Origin of the sequence: Streptomyces sp. HNM0645, assembly GCF_030056615.1 — a bacterium.
GTDB classification, from domain to species: Bacteria; Actinomycetota; Actinomycetes; order Streptomycetales; family Streptomycetaceae; genus Streptomyces; species Streptomyces marianii.
Genome location: NZ_JASHLT010000043.1, coordinates 41,430 through 59,284, shown reverse-complemented (window position 1 = coordinate 59,284; position 17,855 = coordinate 41,430). Strand labels below are relative to the sequence as shown.

Sequence of the window (17,855 nt, the reverse complement as noted above, 5' to 3'; positions counted from 1 at the left end):
CTGTCGTGGGGTTCTTCCGCGGTGCGCCCTTCCGTGCCGCGCCTGCCGGGGCGGTCGATCCGGCGGGGCTCGCGGGGCTGCCGGGGGCCCGTTCCGGGTGCGCTTCCACGGCGGTCGGGCCCCGGGCTGTCCGGGTCCGCGCCGCGTCCCGGGTCGGCCGCCGGCGCGTCCGGGCAGTCGTTCGCGGGCCGTCACCGGTCCCGGCCGCCCACCCCGTGACAGAGAGGGATTCAATCCGTAGGGTGCTGAATATGGATATGCACACTGTCGTGGTGGGGACGTCCGGGACCACCGCCGAAGACGTCATCGCCGTGGCCCGCGGCAACGCCAGGACCGAGCTCTCCGACGACGCGCTCTCCGCGCTCGCCGGAGCGCGCGCGATCGTGGACGCCCTGGCCGCGAAGCCCGAGCCGGTGTACGGGGTCTCGACCGGGTTCGGCGCCCTGGCCACCCGGCACATCGGTCACGACCTGCGGACCCAGCTGCAGCGCAACATCGTCCGCTCGCACGCCGCCGGTATGGGCCCGCGCGTCGAGCGCGAGGTCGTCCGCGCCCTGATGTTCCTGCGGCTGAAGACCGTGGCCTCCGGGCACACCGGCGTACGCCCCGAGGTCGCACAGACCATGGTCGACGTCCTGAACGCAGGGATCACGCCGGTCGTGCACGAGTACGGCTCCCTCGGCTGCTCCGGAGACCTCGCGCCGCTGTCGCACTGTGCGCTGACGCTGATGGGGGAGGGGGACGCGGAAGGCCCCGACGGCACCGTCCGCCCCGCCGGCGAACTCCTCGCCGCCCACGGCATCGAGCCCGTCGAACTGCACGAGAAGGAGGGCCTCGCCCTCCTCAACGGCACCGACGGCATGCTCGGCATGCTGATCATGGCTCTCGCCGATCTGCGCAGGCTCTACACCTCCGCAGACATCACCGCCGCCCTCACGCTGGAGGGCCTGCTCGGTACGGACAAGGTCCTCGCGCCCGAACTGCACGCCATCCGCCCCCACCCGGGCCAGGCCGCCGCGGCCGCCAACATGAGCGCCGTGCTCAAGGGTTCCGAGCTGACCGGCCACTTCCAGGAGGAAGAGGCCCCTCGCGTCCAGGACGCCTACTCGGTGCGCTGCGCACCGCAGGTCGCCGGTGCCGGGCGGGACACCATCGCCCACGCCGCCCTGGTCGCCGACCGCGAACTCGCCGCCGCCATCGACAATCCGGTGGTGCTGCCCGGCGGGGGCTCCGGGGCGGGCAGGGTCGAGTCCAACGGCAACTTCCACGGCGCGCCCGTCGCATACGTGCTCGACTTCCTCGCCGTCGCCGCCGCCGATCTCGGCTCCATCGCCGAGCGCCGCACCGACCGGCTGCTGGACAAGAACCGCTCGCACGGCCTGCCGCCCTTCCTCGCCGACGACGCGGGCGTGGACTCGGGCCTGATGATCGCCCAGTACACACAGGCGGCGCTCGTCAGCGAGATGAAGCGGCTCGCCGTCCCGGCCTCCGCCGACTCGATCCCCTCCTCCGCGATGCAGGAGGACCACGTCTCCATGGGCTGGTCGGCCGCGCGCAAGCTGCGCACGGCCGTCGACAACCTGGCCCGGATCATCGCCGTCGAGTTGTACGCGGCGACCCGCGCGATCGAACTCCGCCGCGGTCTCACTCCGGCGCCCGCGAGCCAGGCGGCCATCGCGGCCCTGCGTGCGGCGGGCGTGGACGGACCCGGGCCGGATCGTTTCCTCGCCCCGGACCTGGCAGCCGCCGAGGCGTTCGTCCGGGACGGGCGGCTGATCGGGGCCGTGGAGTCGGTGACCGGTCCACTGGCCTAGGCGATCTGTCCCGGGAGGCTGTGGACGGGTGAGCCAGGTCTCGGCCGGGGGATCCTGAACGGGTGAGGGCCTTCTGGTTCGGTGTGGACCGCGACATCTGCACCGACCATCGGAAGGCCCTCAAGCCCCACCGCAATCCGCGCCCCTGACCGAGACCGGACGACTGCGCCTGGCCCGCTGCGTGGTCGAGGACGGCAGGCCACTGCGGCGGGCCGCCGAGCGTTTCCAGGTCTCGCCGACCAGGGCCCAGCCGTGGGCCGACCGCTATCGCGTTCACGGGGAGGCCGACCTTGCCGACCGCTCCTCCCGTCCGCGCCGGACCCCGACCCGCCGTGGCGGGTCAGACCAGCCGGCCGCCGCTCCTGCGTGCGGCATAGCTCACGAACCCGGCACCGACCCCGAGGAAGAGCGTGCCCCCGACGAGATACGGCGTCGTGTCCACGCTTCCGGTGTCCGCCAGCGACAGCCCCTGCGCGCCGCCCTGCGGGTCCTCGGCGCCCGCCGTGACACCGTCCGAGGCCCCGGCGCCCCCGGCGCCGACCGTGCCCGGCGTCGGGGCCGTGTCCCGGCTGCCGTAGGCGACGGCAGAAGCGGAATCCCCGGACCGGCCCCGGTCCGGGGACCCCTGCTCACCGTCCGCCGTGGCGTTCGCCGAGGGCACGAACCACAGCGCGCAGAGCAGGGAACCGGCCGCGGCGGCGGTCAGCAGCGGACGACGAGCGACGGGCACGGGAAACGATCCCCCTTGTGACAGCGGCGAATTGACCGCGTGAGGTGATGCTCCAGCGATGCTAATGAAAGCAGCGGGTCGCAGGAAAGTCGGGAGGCCCCGCGCTCTAGTCTCCGTCGTATGACCTCTTCTGAGACATCACGCTATGTGCGGCTACACGTCGAATTGGTGCTGGAGGTGGCCGAACCGGAAGAGCTCGCCGGGGCGGCCCTCGACCGCATCGAGGCGGACGAACTCATGCCGGACGAGGAGCGTGCGCACGCCTCCTCGTCCGTGAGCGAGGACTCCGCGGAGGCCCTCGCGTACCTCGTCGACCCGTTCGACCTGATCGGCGACGTTCCCGGCGTCGAACTCGCCCAGGCGTCGTGGAGCTGTGAGCAGATCGACTACGACCCCGACGCCGACGGCTGGGATATCGACGAGGAAGATGGGGAGACGGACGGGGACGGGCAGGACGACGGGGCGGACCGCGCGGGGCGCCCGTGACATGACGGGAGCCGGACGGACCGACCGGGCCCCGGGCGCCGCGGGCGGCGAACCGGGGCCCGTCCCCGCCGTGCGGGTCCACAGGAAAGTCGTGAAGGATCGCCGGAACCCGAAACAGGAGGGCGCGCAACCGCAACCGGCGCGCCCTCGGGTGCGTCGATAAGTGGTGTTGCCCACAAAATCCGCCAGGACTGGAACCGGGCGCGGCGTTTTGGGTCTTCTTGATAGAGATCGCAGGTAAATCGGTGACGATGGAGAAGCGTGTGATGACGGACAGCAAGCGGCGCGGACGTCTGGCCGTGTCCGCCCTGCTCGGCGGCGTACTGGTACTCACGGGCTGCAGCAGCGCCGATGCCGACGGCCCCGGTGCCGAGAGCTCGAAGAAGTCGCAGGAGCAGGTGGACGAGGCGGCCGCCAAGGACGCCTCGGACGCCCGAATAGTCATCTCGCCCAAGAACGGCGCGACCAACGCGAGCATCAACAACGACGCCAAGGTCACCGTCAGCGAGGGCACGCTCACCGAGGTCACCATGACCACGGGCGAGGGCAAGGCCGTCGAGGGCACGCTCAGCAGCGACCGCAAGAGCTGGAAGCCCAACGGGCAGCTGGAGCGCGCCACCGTCTACAAGATCACGGCGTCCGCCAAGGACGGGAAGGGCCGCGAGGCGCACGAGAACTCCTCGTTCACCACGGTCTCGCCCGACAACAGCTTCATCGGCAACTTCACGCCCGAGGACGGCTCCACCGTAGGCGTCGGCATGCCGGTCTCGATCAACTTCAACAAGGCGATCACGGACCGCAAGGCCGTGCAGTCCGGCATCACCGTCTCCTCCAGCAGTGGCCAGGAGGTCGTCGGCCACTGGTTCAACTCCCAGCGGCTGGACTTCCGCCCGGACGACTACTGGCAGGAGGGTTCCACCGTCACGCTGAAGCTGAACCTGGACGGCGTGGAGGGCGCCGACGGCGTCTTCGGCGTCCAGCAGAAGACAGTGACTTTCACCATCGGGCGCAACCAGGTCTCCACCGTGGACGCTTCCGCCAAGACCATGACGGTCACCCAGGACGGCAAGACCATCAAGACCATCCCGATCTCCGCCGGCTCGCCCGAGAACCCGACCTACAACGGCCAGATGGTCATCTCGGAGAAGTTCAAGGAGACCCGGATGAACGGGGCCACGGTCGGCTTCACGGACGACGACGGCAAGGGCGAGTACGACATCAAGGACGTTCCGCACGCCATGCGACTGTCCACCTCCGGCACGTTCATCCACGGCAACTACTGGGGCGCCGACTCGATCTTCGGCAGCGCCAACACCAGCCACGGCTGCGTGGGCCTGAACGACGTCAAGGGTGCCGGCGACCCGAAGCAGCCCGCGGCCTGGTTCTACGACAACTCGATCGTCGGTGACGTCGTGGTCGTCAAGAACTCCAAGGACAAGACGATCCAGCCCGACAACGGCCTCAACGGCTGGAACATGAGCTGGGCGGACTGGAAGGCCGGCTCGGCGGTCTGATCCCGCGACGGGCCCGTCGGCCCGCCCGGGCGGACCAGCCGCTCGTCCACCGAACCTGCCGCACGAAGGCGGTGGCACCCGGATCGCACCGGGGCCACCGCCTTCGTCGTACTCGTGCTCGTGCTCGTACGCGTCGGGCAGTACCTGCCGGTCGTACGTGTCACGACGTCGGACGCCGCACCGCTCCTACGCGTATCCGTGTGTTCCGGCCGGCGCGTCCGACCGCGCCACGCCCCCCGCGGGCGGCCGTACCGCAGCCGTGCCGGCCCGGCGGGTTCGACGGCCGTGCGAGGGCCGTGCGAGGGCCGTTCCGCGGACGGGCGCCACGGCCGGAACCAACGGCCTGAACCACGGCTGCTCAGCGGCCGCCGTACGTCCCGCGCTCGGCGGTCGCCGGAGAAGCCTTTCGAGGCCCTCGCAGGCACCCTCGACCTGATCGTCAACACCGTCTCCGCGCCGCTGCCCCTGGACGGGTTCCTGGGCATGCTGAAGACGGACGGCGCGATGGTGAACGTGGGTGCCCCCGAGGAGCCCGTGTCGCTGAAGCTCTTCTCCCTGATCGGCGGCCGCAGGGCCCTCGCCGGTTCCGCGATCGGCGCCATCCCGGAGACCCAGGAGATGCTCGACTTCTGCGCCGAGCACGGCCTCGGCGCCGAGACCGAGCTGATCCGCGCGGACCAGATCAACGAGGCGTACGAGCGGGTGCTGCGCAGCGACGTGCGCTACCGGTTCGTGATCGACGCCGCCACGATCTGAGGCACGAACCCGGGGGGTCCCCGTGCGTGGGGCGTACGGCTCGGCGCCGCGTGGGCTCGTGGGCGGCGGCGCGCCCCGGGAAGGCGCCAGCCCGCCCCCGGGGGCCGGTGCGTCCCCTCGGCCACTTGCCGTGAAGCCGGTCGCCCCCGTATGACCCCGCAGCCGCCCCCGGTCACATGACCCCGGAGGTAATCGACCGGGCCGCCGGTCCGGGGCACGATCGGGACATGAGCGCCTACGCGATCGGCAACCTCTTCCCCGCAGCCCGTCTCGACGACGAGGTCCTGACCTACATGGAGCGCATCCAGTCCACCCTCGACCCCTTCGACGGCCGCTTCCTCGTACACGGCGCCCCGGAACGCGACGTCCTCGAAGGCGAGTGGCCCGGAGCGCTCGTCATCATCGCCTTCCCCACCCTGCAGGCCGCTCGGGAGTGGTACGCCTCCCCGGACTACCGGGCCCTGCTCCCGCTGCGCACCCGCCACGTCCCCGGCGACGTCCTGCTCGTCGAAGGCGTACCGGACGGATACGAGGCGGCGGCCACCGCGGCGGAGCTGCGCCAAGCGCAGGAGGCTGCGGGACAGCGCCGTCCGGTGTGACGGAACTGCTCAGCCGGGCGTCGGCACGGGCGGCCCGCCCCGAGTTCCCGTCGCGGGCACGGGAGGCCGCCCTCGTCAGCGGGCCGGGGCCGGAGAACGGCGGCCTGCCACCGGCCCCGGACGGGGCTGTCCCACCCCGCTCACCCGCGCGGCTCACCGCCCGCCATGGTACGAATCGGACAGTGGTCCCACGGGGCATGGCGAGCGGAGCACGCGTGATCCGGGTAATGGTGGTCGACGACGAAGCCCTGATCCGCACGGGCTTCCAGCACATCCTCGACGCGGCCGACGACATCGAGGTCGTGGCCGCGGTCCCCGGCGCCGAAGCGGTCCGGACCGCCGAGGAGTCCCGCCCCGACGTCGTACTGCTGGACATCCGGATGCCGGACGTGGACGGACTCACCGTCCTCGGCGGCCTCCGCCGCCTGCCGCACCCTCCGGTCGTCGCCATGCTCACGACGTTCGACATGGACGAGTACGTGGCGACGGCACTGCGGGCGGGTGCCGCCGGCTTCCTGCTCAAGGACACCGACCCCGAGGGACTGCCGTTCCTGGTGCGGACCCTCGCCGACGGCGGAACCGTCCTGTCGTCCAAGGTCACCAGGACCGTCGTGGAGGGCTATCTCGACGCGGGCCCCGAGGAGGCGGCCGTACGCGGCATCGGCCGGCTGAGCGACCGGGAGCGCGCCGTACTCGTGCTGATCGCCGAGGGGCTCTCCAACGCCGACATCGCCGCCCGGATGCACCTGGGCACCGGCACGGTGAAGGACCACGTCAGCGCCATCCTCACCAAACTCGAAGTGGCCGGCCGGGTCCAGGCCGCCCTTCTCGCGGAGCGGGCCGGTCTGCTCAGGCCGCCCCGGGACCAGGAAGCGCCATGACCTCCCGCCGCGTGCCTCCTCCCGTGATGGACGCCGTGCTGGTCGGGGTGGCACTGCTCGACGTCTGGGTCAACGTCACCGCCGCCGAGCCGCTGCGCCTGGGCTTCGCCCTGGTCGCCGCTCTCGCCCTCGCGCTGCGGCGCCGGGTGCCGCTGCTCGTCTTCCTGATCACGCTGCCCGCCGTCGCCCTGAACGACGCGATCTTCGCCGGGCTGGCCGCCCTCTACACCCTCGCCTCGCTGTCCCGCCGACGGATCCTGCTCGTCGGCTGCGCGCTGGCCTTCACGGTCAGCGACATGACCTCGCTGCCGTCACCGGATCTCGACCTAACGAAGACCGCCACCCTGATCACCCTCGGCTACACCGCCGCCACGGCTGCCGCGCCCGTCTTCCTGGGCCAGCTCGTCCAGACCCGGCGCGATCTCTCGCTGCGGCTGGCGGAGATCTCCGAGGCGCGGGACCACGAGCGGCTGCTGACCACCCAGACCGTCCTGGCCAAGGAGCGCGCCCAGCTCGCCCGCGAGATGCACGACGTGGTCTCCCACCAGGTCAGCCTGATCGCCGTACGGGCCGGAGCGCTCCAGGTCGGCACCCGCGACCCCGAGGTCAGGGACGCGGCGGCGACGATCAGGCGACTGAGCGTGCAGACCCTGGACGAACTGCGCCACATGGTCGGCGTCCTGCGGGCCTCCGGCGGGCGACCCGCCGAACTCACCCCCCAGCCGTCCATGGCGGACCTCCAGCGGCTCGTGGACGGCAGCGGCATCCAGGCCGAACTGCACACCGGCCCTCGGGCAGCCGAGAGCGGACCCGACGGGCTGCCGCCGACCGTCCAGCGCGCCGTCTACCGCACCGTCCAGGAGGCCCTGACCAACGTCCGCAAGCACGCGCCCGGCGCCTCGGCCACGGTCTGCGTGCGGCGCGACGGCGGCGCGGTCCGCGTCACGGTCACCAACACGGCCCCGACCCGACCCGCCCTGCCCCTCCCAAGCGCCCACTACGGCCTCGTCAGCCTGCGCCAGCGCGCCGAGCTGCTGGGCGGCACGGTCGATTCCGGCCCGACGGCGGACGGCGGCTACGAACTCCGCCTGGAGCTACCGGCGCAGGGCCACGTCTGACGGCGCCGGACCCGACTGCCGCCCAGCCCCGTGCACCTCGGCGACGCCGTGAGACGGCGCACCCGAGTCCGGCGGCCGTGACGAGGCGATCGTTTCCGGGACCGCGTCCACCAGGCGGTGGCGCTCCCGACTGCTCCAGAACCTCCGCCCGCTCACCGAGCCGGGAGACCGACAGCCGTGTGGGCGTCGTCCGGGAGCCGCCCGATCCCGGCGGCCGCCCGTCGCACCTGAGCCGCGTCGCCCGTCTCGGCCATGTCCTCCCACCGGCGGAGGTCTGCGGCGAGGCCGGGCCGGCGCCGGATGCGGACGTAGACGGCCCACTGGGTGATGAACCGCTGGAGCGGGGCCCTTCCTCGCCGTCGCCCGCGCCCGCGAGCACCGCGACCACCCCGTCCCCGACGGGCTGATCGCACTCACCTGCAACGAGATCCAGCGACTGTTCGCCACCCCACAGCGCCGCCCGACAACCAACGCGAACATCGTCTGCACGGGTCCCTATGGCGCCGTCGGCACGAAGCCGGGCCCGCACATGCCACTACCGCGCCGCACGGCCACACCATGAAAGATCCACAACTATGGCTGGGTACTAGCTGATCCAGGTCTCCCAGCGCGTTTGGGGAGCCGGGCACTGCCCGTCGGCAACCGCGTCGTCGTAGGAGTAGTCCGGCCCACCGAAGTACACGCAGTCCGTGTGGACAGGCTGTGCGGCGTACCAGCCGACGGTTGTCAGGATCACGGCTGCCAGGGAGCAGATGAGGTGCCGTGCCGAGGGTGCCCCGGAGACTGGTCGGATCACGGCCGTGATCGTACGGCCGCCTTGGCTCGTTGCTCCTTGCTGGTCAGGTCATTCGTCAGCTGGAGGCGCCGAGGCGAGGCCAGTCGGGCATGACCGTCCCCGGTTCGCCTCGAAGGGGTCACCCAGCTCGACACCCGTCCCTCCGATACCGCAGTAGCCCGCCGGGTTCCTGTCGAGGTACTGCTGGTGGTATCCCTCGGCCGGGTAGAAGGCCCGGCCCTCCGCGGGCAGGATCTCCGTCGTGATCGTGCCGTGGCCCGCGCCCGTCAGCACCTTCTGGTACGCGACGCGGGATGCCTCCGCGGCCTCGGTCTGGGCCGGTGTGTGGGTGTGGATCGCCGAGCGGTACTGGGTGCCCACGTCGTTGCCCTGGCGGAAGCCCTGGGTCGGGTCGTGGGCCTCCCAGAAGATCTTCAGCAGCTGCTCGTAGGAGACGACCGACGGGTCGTACACGACGCGGACGGCCTCGGTGTGGCCGGTGAGGCCCGAACAGACCTCTTCGTACGTCGGGTTCGGGGTGTAGCCGCCCTGGTAGCCGACGAGTGTGGTCCACACGCCCCCGGTCCGCCAGAACGTGCGCTCGGCGCCCCAGAAGCAGCCCAGACCGAAGTCGGCGACCGCCAGGTCCTCGGGGTAGGGGCCGAGGAGCGGGTTGCCGAGGACGGTGTGGCGGGCGGGGACGTCGAACTCGGGGGTTTCGCGACCGCGCAGGGCCTGGGCCGGGTTGGGCAGCTCAGGGACGCGGCGGTTCAGGAACATGCGAATCTCCTCCGGGAGTGGTTGCACCCGTCAGAACGCACTCCGGGCCCGCGGGATTCCCCCGCGGGCCCGGAGTGGGCGGCCGTGTGGCAGCTCCGTGCCGTCAGTGCGGCAGCGTCGCGGGGCTGCCGCCGTTCGCCTCGTAGCCCGCGACCGCGAGTGCCCGGTAGACCGTGTACTCACCGGCCGGGTCGCTGCCGTGGGTCCAGGGCAGCGCGCCGACGTGGCCGTCGACGTGGACCAGCTGGTGCATGGCCTCGGCCCAGCGCTCGGACCTGACCAGGAAGAAGATCAGCAGATGGCGGACGTGCGGGAGGACCGGGTCGTTCGCCGGCGCGTGGTGCGCGGCGTGCAGAGCGCCTTCCACGGCCTTGGTGACGACCGCGCTCTGGTAGAAGCCGGAGACCAGGTTGACCTCGGGCAGGTGCTCGAACACGGCGAACAGCGGCAGGGCGGACAGCAGCGAGCCCTGGGGGGCGCGGGCGGCCGCGGTGGTCGCGAAGTGGTCGGCCTCCTCCCGTGAGCCGTGCCACTTCTCGCACCAGTAGTGCAGGGCGGCGAGGTGGGCACCCATGTGCGCGGGCGCGCGGTCGATCACCTTGGCCCACACCTGGTCGAACTGCTCGTGGGAGTAGCCGAGCCCTCGGGCCACGGCCAGCTCGGTGATGTACGGGACGGGGTCGCCCGGCGCGAGCAGGGCGGCCTCCCCGCACACCGAGCGGGCCTCCTCCAGGATGATCCGGAAGTCGTCGCTACCGGCTCCGCCGGAGGACCGCCAGGCCTGCTGCACCAGGAACTCCGCGTGAACGGCGGCGCCGCCCGCGTCCTTCGGCGACTCCGCGCGCCAGGCGCGCAGCCACGATCCGCCGGTCCCGGGCTGGTGCCGGAGCTCCAGCGAAGCGGCGCCCGCGAACGCCTGCACCCGCTGCCAGCGCCGCTCGCCCTCCTTCTCGGTGCCCGCGAGGAGCTGGGACGCGGCCCGCCAGTCCTGGGTGCGCTGCACCAGGTCGAGTACGTCGAGGAGATCCTGGTCGGGCCCGGGCAGCCGCAGGTCGAGTTCCTCCTGGCGCACGAATCCGTAGGCGGCGGGGTCGGCGGCGTCCGGTGAACCGGGGGCGACCTGTCGTACGGCGTGGCGGCGGCGCATCACGAACGGGCCGATCGCGGCGGCCAGCAGACCCAGCGCGATCAGGAACCAGAGAATCTCCATGGGGCCATTGTCCCGGACGGCCGAGCGATGGGAACCGGCCGGGGAGCCCTCGGGGACCCGACGGGGGACTACCCTCGGGTCGCATGAGCGACCACCACAGTTTCGAGACCCTCGCCATCCACGCGGGCAACACCGCCGACCCGCTGACCGGCGCGGTCGTCCCGCCGATCTACCAGGTGTCCACCTACAAGCAGGACGGTGTGGGCGGGCTGCGGGGCGGTTACGAGTACAGCCGCAGCGCCAACCCGACCCGTACCGCGCTGGAGGAGAACCTCGCGGCTCTGGAGGGCGGCAGCCGTGGCCTGGCGTTCGCCTCCGGGCTCGCCGCCGAGGACTGCCTGCTGCGCACGCTGCTGGTGCCCGGCGACCACGTGGTGATCCCGAACGACGCCTACGGCGGAACGTTCCGGCTGTTCGCCAAGGTGGTGCAGCGCTGGGGCGTGGAGTACTCGGTGGCGGACACCTCCGACCTCGCGTCGGTGCGGGCCGCCCTCACCGACCGTACGAAGGTGATCTGGGTCGAGACCCCGTCCAACCCGCTGCTCGGCATCACCGACATCGCCGCCGTCGCGGACATCGCCCGCACGGCCGGGGCGAAGCTCGTCGTGGACAACACCTTCGCCAGCCCGTACCTGCAGCAGCCCCTCGCGCTCGGTGCGGACGTGGTCGTGCACTCGCTCACCAAGTACATGGGCGGTCACTCGGACGTGGTCGGCGGGGCGCTGGTCACGGCCGACGCCGGTCTCGCCGAGGAACTGGCGTACCACCAGAACGCGATGGGCGCGGTGGCCGGGCCCTTCGACTCGTGGATCGTGCTGCGGGGCATCAAGACGCTCGCGGTGCGCATGGACCGCCACAGCGAGAACGCGGCGCGGGTCGCGGAGATGCTCAGCGGCCACCCGAGGGTGACGCGGGTGCTGTACCCGGGGCTGGAGGAGCACCCGGGGCACGAGGTCGCGGCGAAGCAGATGAAGAACTTCGGCGGGATGGTCTCGTTCCAGGTCCAGGGCGGCGAGGAGGCGGCCGTCGAGGTCTGCAACCGTGCCCGGCTGTTCACCCTGGGTGAGTCCCTGGGCGGTGTCGAGTCGCTGATCGAGCACCCGGGCAGGATGACGCACGCCAGCGTCGCCGGCTCCGCGCTGGAGGTCCCGGCGGACCTGGTGCGGTTGTCGGTGGGCATCGAGTCGGCGGACGATCTGCTGGCCGACCTCCAGCAGGCACTGGGCCGGTGACGGACGGGCCGCGGGTCCGGCCGGGGCGTCCTGGAGACATGTGCTCCCCGCGCTTCCGGGCACGCGGCTCGCCGCGCGGCCGGCGGTGAACGTCCCGACTCGTGCGCCCGGCAGGGCCCGTGTGCCCGGTCGGCCTTTCGTGTGCGTGATCCGGCCCGCGGCGCGAGCGATCTGACTGCGGGTCAGGCGCTGACCTTCTCGTCCTCGAGCATTCCGCGTATCTGCTCGCGGAGTTCGGGCGACTCGGTGTGACCGTGGACGGAGACGGCGTGATCGGTGGCGGCTCGCAGGACCTCGTCCTCCTCGCCCGAGATGGTGAGCGTGCATTCCGTCTCGCTCGGGAACTTGCGGCAGTCGGCAACTTTCCTGGTCATGGCGACCTCCTGGTGCTGAGGCGTTGCGCCGCTGGTTCCAGGATAGATCCGGACGGCGCGGTCCTCACCACCCGTCGATCTCCGGGGTCGTCGCCGAGGGCGGTACGCCCCACGGCTCGACGGCCACCGCCCACATCGTGAAGGCGATCGCCGCCACCAGCAGCAGCACGCACCCCACGTGGTGGAGCGTGCGGCGCCGGCGGCGCAGCCGGGCGCCGCGGCGTGCCGCGCGGACGTGCAGATCGGCCGGTACGCGCGGGTGCGGCGCGTCCAGCATCCGCCGTACCTCCTCCTCCTTGCGTCCCGGGCGGCTCATCGGGCGTCCGCCCGGTCGCCGGCCCAGCTCGGTGCGCGCAGCCGCGGCGGGCGGCTGCTGCGCAGCAGGGACACCGCGCGGGTGCCGATCGTCCTGACCCGCTCCACCGGCAGTCCCAGCAGCGCGGCCGTCTGTTCCTCGGGCACTCCCTCGTGCAGCCGCAGCACCACGACGAGTCGCTCCTGCGGACCGAGCCGGGCGAGCACCCCGCGCTCCGCGCCGGTGTCCCAGACGCGGGAGCGCCGGTGCAGGCGCCAGGCGCCGCGTGCGAAGCGGGTGACGAGTTCCTGGCGGGTGCGGTCGTACGGATCCTCGTCCCGCAGCCGGTCCCACTCCGCGTACATGTGGGCCAGAGCGCCGAGCAGCAGCCGCTGCGCCCGGGGGCACCGGCCGGAGGGCTCGGCGGTCAGCAGGGCCGCGACGTGCAGCAGCCGGCCACCGGCGCCCGCGACGAATGCCTCGAACTCGCGGGCGCGGCGGCCGGCGAGCGTGGACTCCCGGCTCTCGCGCACGTCCTCATATCAGGGCAGGCGGCGGTCCCGGTCAAGAGGTCGGGGACGCCTCCGTCGCCTCGGCGGGCAGCCCGGCCTGCCGGGCGGAGAGCGCCGAGTTGAAACGGGTGAGCAAGGTGCAGAACGATTCCCGCTCCTCCGGCGTCCAGCCGCCGGTCACCTGGGCCATGAGTTCGCGGCGCGAGGAGCGGACCTCCTCCAGGCGGGCCAGGCCGCGGGGAGACAGCTGCAGCACGACGGCGCGGCCGTCCTCCGGGTGGGACGTGCGCTTCACCAGGCCGGTGTCGACGAGCGGCGCGACCTGGCGGGTGACGGTCGAGGAGTCGATGCCCATGCCCGCCGCGAGGGCCTTGACGCCCATCGGGCCTTCCTGGTCGAGCCGGTTGAGCAGGAGATAGGCGGCGCGGTCCATCGAGTTGCGGACCTGGCCGACGCCGCCCAGTCGCGTCTGCTCGGCTCTGCGCGCGAAGACGGCCACCTGGTGCTGGAGGGCATCGAGGAGACCGGCGTCAAGATCAGTCGTCATGTCCTGAGATGTGGGCATGGCTACGGGGGGCTCTCTCGTGCGGTGGTCGGTTGGTGGGGGACAGAGTACGCGCAGCCGGGCGGGCGCGTACCGGCCCTGGGGAAACCTGTGGACGCCCGGCTTCCCGGGGCCGCCGTCACGCCGCTGAGCTGCGAGACTTGCTGTCATGAGCTTCCGTACCACTGGCCCCTTTCACCCGGTCATCCTCGACGACGTGCGGGGTGCCCAGAAGATGCTCTCCGGCGTCGCGCGGCTGACACCGATGGAAGGCAGTCGTCACCTGTCGGGCCTGGTCGGGGCCCCGGTACACCTGAAGTGCGAGAACCTCCAGCGGACGGGGTCGTTCAAACTGCGCGGCGCCTACGTGCGGATCTCGGGGCTGCGACCCGAGGAGCGGGCGGCAGGCGTCGTCGCGGCGTCGGCGGGCAACCACGCGCAGGGCGTCGCGCTCGCCTCCTCGCTGCTCGGTGTGCACTCCACGGTCTTCATGCCGAAGGGGGCTCCGCTGCCGAAGGTCGCCGCGACCCGTGACTACGGCGCCGATGTGAGGCTGCATGGCCATGTCGTCGACGAGACCCTGGCCGCGGCGCAGGAGTACGCGCACGAGACCGGTGCCGTCTTCATCCATCCCTTCGACCACCCGGACATCATCGCCGGGCAGGGCACGGTGGGGCTGGAGATCCTCGAGCAGTGCCCGGAGGTGCGGACGATCGTCGTCGGGGTCGGCGGTGGCGGTCTCGTCGCGGGCATCGCGGTGGCGGTGAAGGCGCTGCGGCCCGACGTGAAGCTGATCGGGGTCCAGGCGGAGGGGGCGGCGGCGTACCCGCCGTCGCTCGCCGCGGGGCGTCCGGTGTCGGTCGAGTCCCCGGTGACGATGGCGGACGGCATCAAGGTGGGGCGGCCGGGGGACGTCCCGTTCGCGCTCGTCGAGGAGCTGGTCGACGACGTGCGCACGGTCTCCGAGGACGCCCTCGCCTCGGCGCTCCTGCTGTGCCTGGAGCGGGCGAAGCTGGTGGTCGAGCCGGCGGGTGCGAGTCCCGTCGCGGCTCTGCTGACCGACCCGGAGGTGTTCGAGGGGCCGGTGGTGGCCGTGTTGTCGGGCGGCAACGTGGACCCGCTGCTGATGCAGCGCGTCCTGCGCCACGGAATGGCCGCCGCGGGCCGCTATCTGTCGCTGCGGCTGCCCCTGCCGGACCGGCCGGGGGCGCTGGCGACGCTGCTGGGGGTGTTGTCAGTGGCGGATGCGAACGTTCTGGACGTGGGACACGTGCGGACGGATCCCCGGCTCGGTCTGACGGAGGTCGAGGTGGAGCTCCATCTGGAGACGAAGGGGCCGGAGCACTGTGCGGAGGTCGCTGCGGCACTCCGGGAAGCGGGCTACCACGCGGCCGGCTGACCGACGGCCGTGTACGCGGCCCGCGCCGTCGCGCGCCCGCTCCGGCGGCTGTCCGGCAAGGCGCGGGCGGATGCCCGGCGTGACGGGTTCCCGCGGCCGGGTCGGGTGCCGCGAGGGTTGTGGGTCGCGATGTATCGCGTTATAGTCCGGTCCGGGCCGTAAATTCGCCTGCGCCGGCGGTTGGCGAAATCTAAGCTTGCGCAGCAATCGCCTGAAGTAAGCAAACGGTAAGCACCACCGCCACCACCTGACTTGGAGTACCCACATGCCAGGCGCCATTTACGCCGAGGGTCTGGTCAAGACCTTCGGCGAGGTAAGGGCTCTGGACGGAGTTGACCTCGATGTTCCCGAGGGCACCGTCCTCGGGCTCCTCGGCCCGAACGGCGCGGGCAAGACCACCGCCGTGCGCGTCCTCACCACTCTGCTCCGCCCCGACAGCGGCAGGGCCGTCGTGGCGGGTGTCGACGTCCTCCAGAACCCCAACGAGGTCCGGCGGTCGATCGGGCTCTCCGGCCAGTTCGCCGCGGTCGACGAGTACCTGACCGGCCGCGAGAACCTGCAGATGGTCGGCCGGCTCTACCAGATGAACGCCAGGGCCGCGAAGGCCAGGGCGGGAGAGCTGCTGGAGCGCTTCAACCTCGCCGACGCCGCCGACCGCCCCGCGAAGACCTACTCCGGCGGCATGCGCCGGCGCCTCGACCTCGCCGCCGCGCTCGTCGTCTCACCGCCCGTGATGTTCATGGACGAGCCCACGACCGGTCTCGACCCCCGCAACCGGCAGGCCCTGTGGGAGGTCATCAAGGAACTCGTCGGCGGCGGTACGACCCTGCTGCTGACCACGCAGTACCTGGAGGAGGCCGACCACCTGGCCGACGACATCTGCGTCGTGGACCACGGCAAGGTCATCGCCCGGGGCACCGCGGACCAGCTCAAGGCCCGTACCGGTGGCGAGCGCGTCGAGGTCGTCGTCCACCGGCCCGACGAGATCGCCCCGGCCCGCGGCATCCTCCGCCGCTTCGGTGCGGAAGGAGCGGCCGCAGGCGACATCGCGGTCGAGGAGCACACCCGCAGGCTCACGGTTCCGGTGACCGGCGGGGCCAAGCTGCTCGCCGAGGTGATCCGCGAACTGGACGCCGCCGGCATCGAGATCGACGACATCGGTCTGCGCCGCCCGACCCTCGACGACGTCTTCATCTCCCTGACCGGCCGCCACGCCGAGCAGGTCGCAGAGGACGGCGGCGAGGTGCCGGCCGCCCGGCAGGGCAAGGACCGCAAGGCCGGGAAGGAGGCCGTGAAGTGACCACCGTCCAGGAAGCGGCGGACCGCGTCGCGGCACCCCGCCCGCGCGGCGGCATCGTGCAGTCGGTGAACGACTCGCTCGTCGTCGCCAAGCGCAATCTCATCCGCATGACCCGGATCCCGGAGATGATCATCTTCGGAATGGTCCAGCCGATCATGTTCGTGGTGCTCTTCACGTACGTGTTCGGCGGTTCCATCCAGGTCGGTGCCTCCACCTCGACGCAGGCCTACCGCGAGTTCCTGATGGCGGGCATCTTCGCGCAGACCGTGACGTTCGCGACCGCGGGTGCCGGTGCGGGCATCGCCGACGACATGCACAAGGGCCTCATCGACCGCTTCCGCTCGCTGCCGATGGCCCGGGGCGCGGTCCTCACCGGTCGCACCCTCGCCGACCTGGTTCAGACGGCGCTGACGCTCGTCGTCCTCGCCGTCGTGGCGCTGCTCGTCGGCTGGCGGACCCACGAGAACCTCGGCAAGGTGCTGCTCGGCTTCCTGCTGCTGCTCCTGCTCGGTTACGCCTTCTCGTGGATCGGCGCGCTGATCGGCCTGTCGGTCCGCACGCCCGAGGCCGCCACTTCCGGCGGACTGATCTGGCTGTTCCCGCTGACGTTCATCTCGAACGCCTTCGTGGACGCCAACAACATGCCGGGCTTCCTGCGGACGATCGCCGAGTGGAACCCGTTCAGCGCGACGGTGCAGGCGTGCCGCGAACTGTTCGGCAATCTGCCGCCCGGCTTCGAAGCTCCGGACGCCTGGCCCATGCAGCACCCGGTGCTGGCGTCGGTGATCTGGTCGGTGCTGATCCTGGCGGTCTTCCGTACCCTCGCGGTGCGCAAGTACCGCTCGGCGGTCTGACCCCCACGACCCGGCCTCGTACCGCACGACCCCGCCTCGTGCCCGTCCCTGCGGACGGCGGAAGGCCCCGGCAGCGTCGGATCGCTGCCGGGGCCTTCTGGCGCGCGGGGGCCTGCTGACGCGGCGCGGCTCAGCCCTGGTACGGCTTGGCCTCGAGGATCCTCACCATGGCCGTCTTGCCGTTGGGAAGCTCGTACTCCGCGTCCTGGCCGACCTTCTTGCCGTTCACGCCCGAGCCGAGCGGGGACTGCGGCGAGTAGGTCGAGATGTCGCCCGAGGCGTACTCGCGGGAGGCGAGCAGGAAGGTCTCCGTGTCGCTCTCGTCGCCGTCGAAGGCGACCGTCACGACCATGCCGGGAGCCACCGTGCCGTTGTCGGCCGGGGCCTCGCCGACCTTGGCCTTCTCCAGGAGCTGGGTCAGCTGGCGCACACGGAGCTCCTGCTTGCCCTGCTCCTCCTTGGCCGCGTGGTACCCGCCGTTCTCCCGCAGGTCGCCCTCCTCGCGGGCCGCCTCGATCTTCTTCGCGATCTCGACGCGCGCGGGACCAGACAGGTGCTCCAGCTCGGCCTTGAGCTGGTTGTACGCCTCCTGGGTGAGCCAGGTGACGTCTTCGCTGGTCTGGGTCACAGGTGCTCCTCGTAGGTACTGGGGATACAAAGCGTCGCCCTACCCAGAAGGATG

Annotated in this window: 19 protein-coding genes and 3 pseudogenes; 13 read left to right on the top strand and 9 right to left on the bottom strand. The window is 71.9% G+C overall.

Going from position 1 to position 17,855, the window contains the following annotated elements; all coding sequences use genetic code 11:
• Window positions 1-257 precede the first annotated feature (257 nt).
• Window positions 258-1,814, top strand: coding sequence for a histidine ammonia-lyase (gene hutH / locus QMZ92_RS26225; protein WP_283300024.1), 1,557 nt, complete (start codon window positions 258-260; stop codon window positions 1,812-1,814).
• 97 nt (window positions 1,815-1,911) lie between these two features.
• Window positions 1,912-2,145 (top strand): annotated as a pseudogene (locus QMZ92_RS26220) (helix-turn-helix domain-containing protein); the annotation flags it as partial.
• A gap of 9 nt (window positions 2,146-2,154) precedes the next feature.
• On the opposite strand, the gene QMZ92_RS26215 reads toward QMZ92_RS26220, so the two are convergent.
• Window positions 2,155-2,544 carry a hypothetical protein gene (locus tag QMZ92_RS26215; protein WP_283299961.1) on the bottom strand — a complete coding sequence of 130 codons (390 nt, stop codon included), beginning with the start codon at window positions 2,542-2,544 and terminating at the stop codon, window positions 2,155-2,157.
• A gap of 120 nt (window positions 2,545-2,664) precedes the next feature.
• On the opposite strand from QMZ92_RS26215, the gene QMZ92_RS26210 reads away from it, so the two are divergent.
• The 7 genes and pseudogenes from QMZ92_RS26210 to QMZ92_RS36520 all read left to right on the top strand — a co-directional run.
• Window positions 2,665-3,030 carry a hypothetical protein gene (locus QMZ92_RS26210; RefSeq protein WP_283299960.1) on the top strand — a complete coding sequence of 122 codons (366 nt, stop codon included), beginning with the start codon at window positions 2,665-2,667 and terminating at the stop codon, window positions 3,028-3,030.
• Window positions 3,031-3,281: 251 nt separating this feature from the next.
• Window positions 3,282-4,544 carry a L,D-transpeptidase gene (locus QMZ92_RS26205; RefSeq protein WP_283299959.1) on the top strand — a complete coding sequence of 421 codons (1,263 nt, stop codon included), beginning with the start codon at window positions 3,282-3,284 and terminating at the stop codon, window positions 4,542-4,544.
• Window positions 4,545-4,949: 405 nt separating this feature from the next.
• Window positions 4,950-5,300, top strand: a pseudogene (locus tag QMZ92_RS26200) (zinc-binding dehydrogenase); the annotation flags it as partial.
• Between the two features lie 227 nt (window positions 5,301-5,527).
• A complete protein-coding gene (locus QMZ92_RS26195) occupies window positions 5,528-5,899 on the top strand; it encodes a DUF1330 domain-containing protein (RefSeq protein WP_283299958.1) in 372 nt (123 codons plus the stop codon).
• A gap of 215 nt (window positions 5,900-6,114) precedes the next feature.
• Window positions 6,115-6,780 (top strand): response regulator, encoded by a 666-nt coding sequence (locus QMZ92_RS26190; RefSeq protein ID WP_283299957.1) that lies wholly within the window; start codon window positions 6,115-6,117, stop codon window positions 6,778-6,780.
• Window positions 6,777-7,898 carry a sensor histidine kinase gene (locus QMZ92_RS26185; protein WP_283299956.1) on the top strand — a complete coding sequence of 374 codons (1,122 nt, stop codon included), beginning with the start codon at window positions 6,777-6,779 and terminating at the stop codon, window positions 7,896-7,898. Before QMZ92_RS26190 ends, QMZ92_RS26185 begins: the two co-directional genes overlap by 4 nt.
• Window positions 7,899-8,238: 340 nt before the next feature.
• Window positions 8,239-8,460 (top strand): annotated as a pseudogene (locus QMZ92_RS36520) (IS701 family transposase); the annotation flags it as partial.
• A gap of 24 nt (window positions 8,461-8,484) precedes the next feature.
• Here QMZ92_RS36520 and QMZ92_RS26175 read toward each other — a convergent pair.
• The 3 genes from QMZ92_RS26175 to QMZ92_RS26165 all read right to left on the bottom strand — a co-directional run bounded on the left by QMZ92_RS26175 (window position 8,485) and on the right by QMZ92_RS26165 (window position 10,663).
• The gene (locus QMZ92_RS26175; RefSeq protein ID WP_283299955.1) at window positions 8,485-8,694 is read right to left on the bottom strand and encodes a hypothetical protein; all 210 of its coding nucleotides are present in this window, start codon (window positions 8,692-8,694) and stop codon (window positions 8,485-8,487) included.
• A 48-nt stretch (window positions 8,695-8,742) separates the two neighbouring features.
• The gene (gene msrA / locus QMZ92_RS26170; RefSeq protein ID WP_283299954.1) at window positions 8,743-9,453 is read right to left on the bottom strand and encodes a peptide-methionine (S)-S-oxide reductase MsrA; all 711 of its coding nucleotides are present in this window, start codon (window positions 9,451-9,453) and stop codon (window positions 8,743-8,745) included.
• A 103-nt stretch (window positions 9,454-9,556) separates the two neighbouring features.
• Complete coding sequence (locus QMZ92_RS26165; RefSeq protein ID WP_283299953.1) at window positions 9,557-10,663, bottom strand: hypothetical protein; 1,107 nt, start codon at window positions 10,661-10,663, stop codon at window positions 9,557-9,559.
• An 83-nt stretch (window positions 10,664-10,746) separates the two neighbouring features.
• On the opposite strand from QMZ92_RS26165, the gene QMZ92_RS26160 reads away from it, so the two are divergent.
• Complete coding sequence (locus QMZ92_RS26160; RefSeq protein ID WP_283299952.1) at window positions 10,747-11,895, top strand: cystathionine gamma-synthase; 1,149 nt, start codon at window positions 10,747-10,749, stop codon at window positions 11,893-11,895.
• Window positions 11,896-12,077: 182 nt separating this feature from the next.
• On the opposite strand, the gene QMZ92_RS26155 is transcribed toward QMZ92_RS26160, so the two are convergent.
• The 4 genes from QMZ92_RS26155 to QMZ92_RS26140 form a co-directional block, all read right to left on the bottom strand.
• On the bottom strand, window positions 12,078-12,269 hold the full coding sequence (locus tag QMZ92_RS26155) for a DUF1059 domain-containing protein (protein ID WP_283299951.1): 192 nt from the start codon (window positions 12,267-12,269) through the stop codon (window positions 12,078-12,080).
• 64 nt (window positions 12,270-12,333) lie between these two features.
• A complete protein-coding gene (locus QMZ92_RS26150) occupies window positions 12,334-12,585 on the bottom strand; it encodes a hypothetical protein (RefSeq protein WP_283299950.1) in 252 nt (83 codons plus the stop codon).
• The gene (locus QMZ92_RS26145) at window positions 12,582-13,097 is read right to left on the bottom strand and encodes a sigma factor-like helix-turn-helix DNA-binding protein (protein WP_283299949.1); all 516 of its coding nucleotides are present in this window, start codon (window positions 13,095-13,097) and stop codon (window positions 12,582-12,584) included. Before QMZ92_RS26145 ends, QMZ92_RS26150 begins: the two co-directional genes overlap by 4 nt.
• 31 nt (window positions 13,098-13,128) lie before the next feature.
• Window positions 13,129-13,641: a MarR family winged helix-turn-helix transcriptional regulator gene (locus QMZ92_RS26140; protein WP_283299948.1), complete on the bottom strand. Its 513-nt coding sequence runs from the start codon at window positions 13,639-13,641 to the stop codon at window positions 13,129-13,131.
• Window positions 13,642-13,789: 148 nt separating this feature from the next.
• Between QMZ92_RS26140 and ilvA the strand changes: the two genes are divergently transcribed.
• The 3 genes from ilvA (at window position 13,790) to QMZ92_RS26125 (ending at window position 17,173) form a co-directional block, all read left to right on the top strand.
• Window positions 13,790-15,019 carry a threonine ammonia-lyase gene (gene ilvA, locus QMZ92_RS26135; RefSeq protein WP_283299947.1) on the top strand — a complete coding sequence of 410 codons (1,230 nt, stop codon included), beginning with the start codon at window positions 13,790-13,792 and terminating at the stop codon, window positions 15,017-15,019.
• A 265-nt stretch (window positions 15,020-15,284) separates the two neighbouring features.
• Window positions 15,285-16,319, top strand: a complete 1,035-nt coding sequence (locus QMZ92_RS26130; RefSeq protein ID WP_283299945.1) for an ATP-binding cassette domain-containing protein — start codon at window positions 15,285-15,287, stop codon at window positions 16,317-16,319.
• Window positions 16,316-17,173: an ABC transporter permease gene (locus QMZ92_RS26125; protein ID WP_138053480.1), complete on the top strand. Its 858-nt coding sequence runs from the start codon at window positions 16,316-16,318 to the stop codon at window positions 17,171-17,173. Before QMZ92_RS26130 ends, QMZ92_RS26125 begins: the two co-directional genes overlap by 4 nt.
• A 130-nt stretch (window positions 17,174-17,303) precedes the next feature.
• Here QMZ92_RS26125 and greA read toward each other — a convergent pair whose 3' ends face one another.
• Window positions 17,304-17,801: a transcription elongation factor GreA gene (gene greA / locus QMZ92_RS26120; protein WP_269728712.1), complete on the bottom strand. Its 498-nt coding sequence runs from the start codon at window positions 17,799-17,801 to the stop codon at window positions 17,304-17,306.
• Window positions 17,802-17,855: the final 54 nt, after the last annotated feature.

Bases quoted from the DNA above. Each gene is read 5' to 3' on its own strand.
- QMZ92_RS26150 (WP_283299950.1), bottom strand. From the start codon at position 12,585: ATGAGCCGCCCGGGACGCAAGGAGGAGGAGGTACGGCGGATGCTGGAC.
- QMZ92_RS26155 (WP_283299951.1), bottom strand. From the start codon at position 12,269: ATGACCAGGAAAGTTGCCGACTGCCGCAAGTTCCCGAGCGAGACGGAA.
- ilvA (WP_283299947.1), top strand. From the start codon at position 13,790: ATGAGCTTCCGTACCACTGGCCCCTTTCACCCGGTCATCCTCGACGAC.
- QMZ92_RS26130 (WP_283299945.1), top strand. From the start codon at position 15,285: ATGCCAGGCGCCATTTACGCCGAGGGTCTGGTCAAGACCTTCGGCGAG.
- QMZ92_RS26185 (WP_283299956.1), top strand. From the start codon at position 6,777: ATGACCTCCCGCCGCGTGCCTCCTCCCGTGATGGACGCCGTGCTGGTC.
- msrA (WP_283299954.1), bottom strand. From the start codon at position 9,453: ATGTTCCTGAACCGCCGCGTCCCTGAGCTGCCCAACCCGGCCCAGGCC.
- QMZ92_RS26210 (WP_283299960.1), top strand. From the start codon at position 2,665: ATGACCTCTTCTGAGACATCACGCTATGTGCGGCTACACGTCGAATTG.
- QMZ92_RS26165 (WP_283299953.1), bottom strand. From the start codon at position 10,663: ATGGAGATTCTCTGGTTCCTGATCGCGCTGGGTCTGCTGGCCGCCGCG.
- QMZ92_RS26195 (WP_283299958.1), top strand. From the start codon at position 5,528: ATGAGCGCCTACGCGATCGGCAACCTCTTCCCCGCAGCCCGTCTCGAC.
- QMZ92_RS26160 (WP_283299952.1), top strand. From the start codon at position 10,747: ATGAGCGACCACCACAGTTTCGAGACCCTCGCCATCCACGCGGGCAAC.
- QMZ92_RS26140 (WP_283299948.1), bottom strand. From the start codon at position 13,641: ATGCCCACATCTCAGGACATGACGACTGATCTTGACGCCGGTCTCCTC.
- QMZ92_RS26205 (WP_283299959.1), top strand. From the start codon at position 3,282: ATGGAGAAGCGTGTGATGACGGACAGCAAGCGGCGCGGACGTCTGGCC.
- hutH (WP_283300024.1), top strand. From the start codon at position 258: ATGCACACTGTCGTGGTGGGGACGTCCGGGACCACCGCCGAAGACGTC.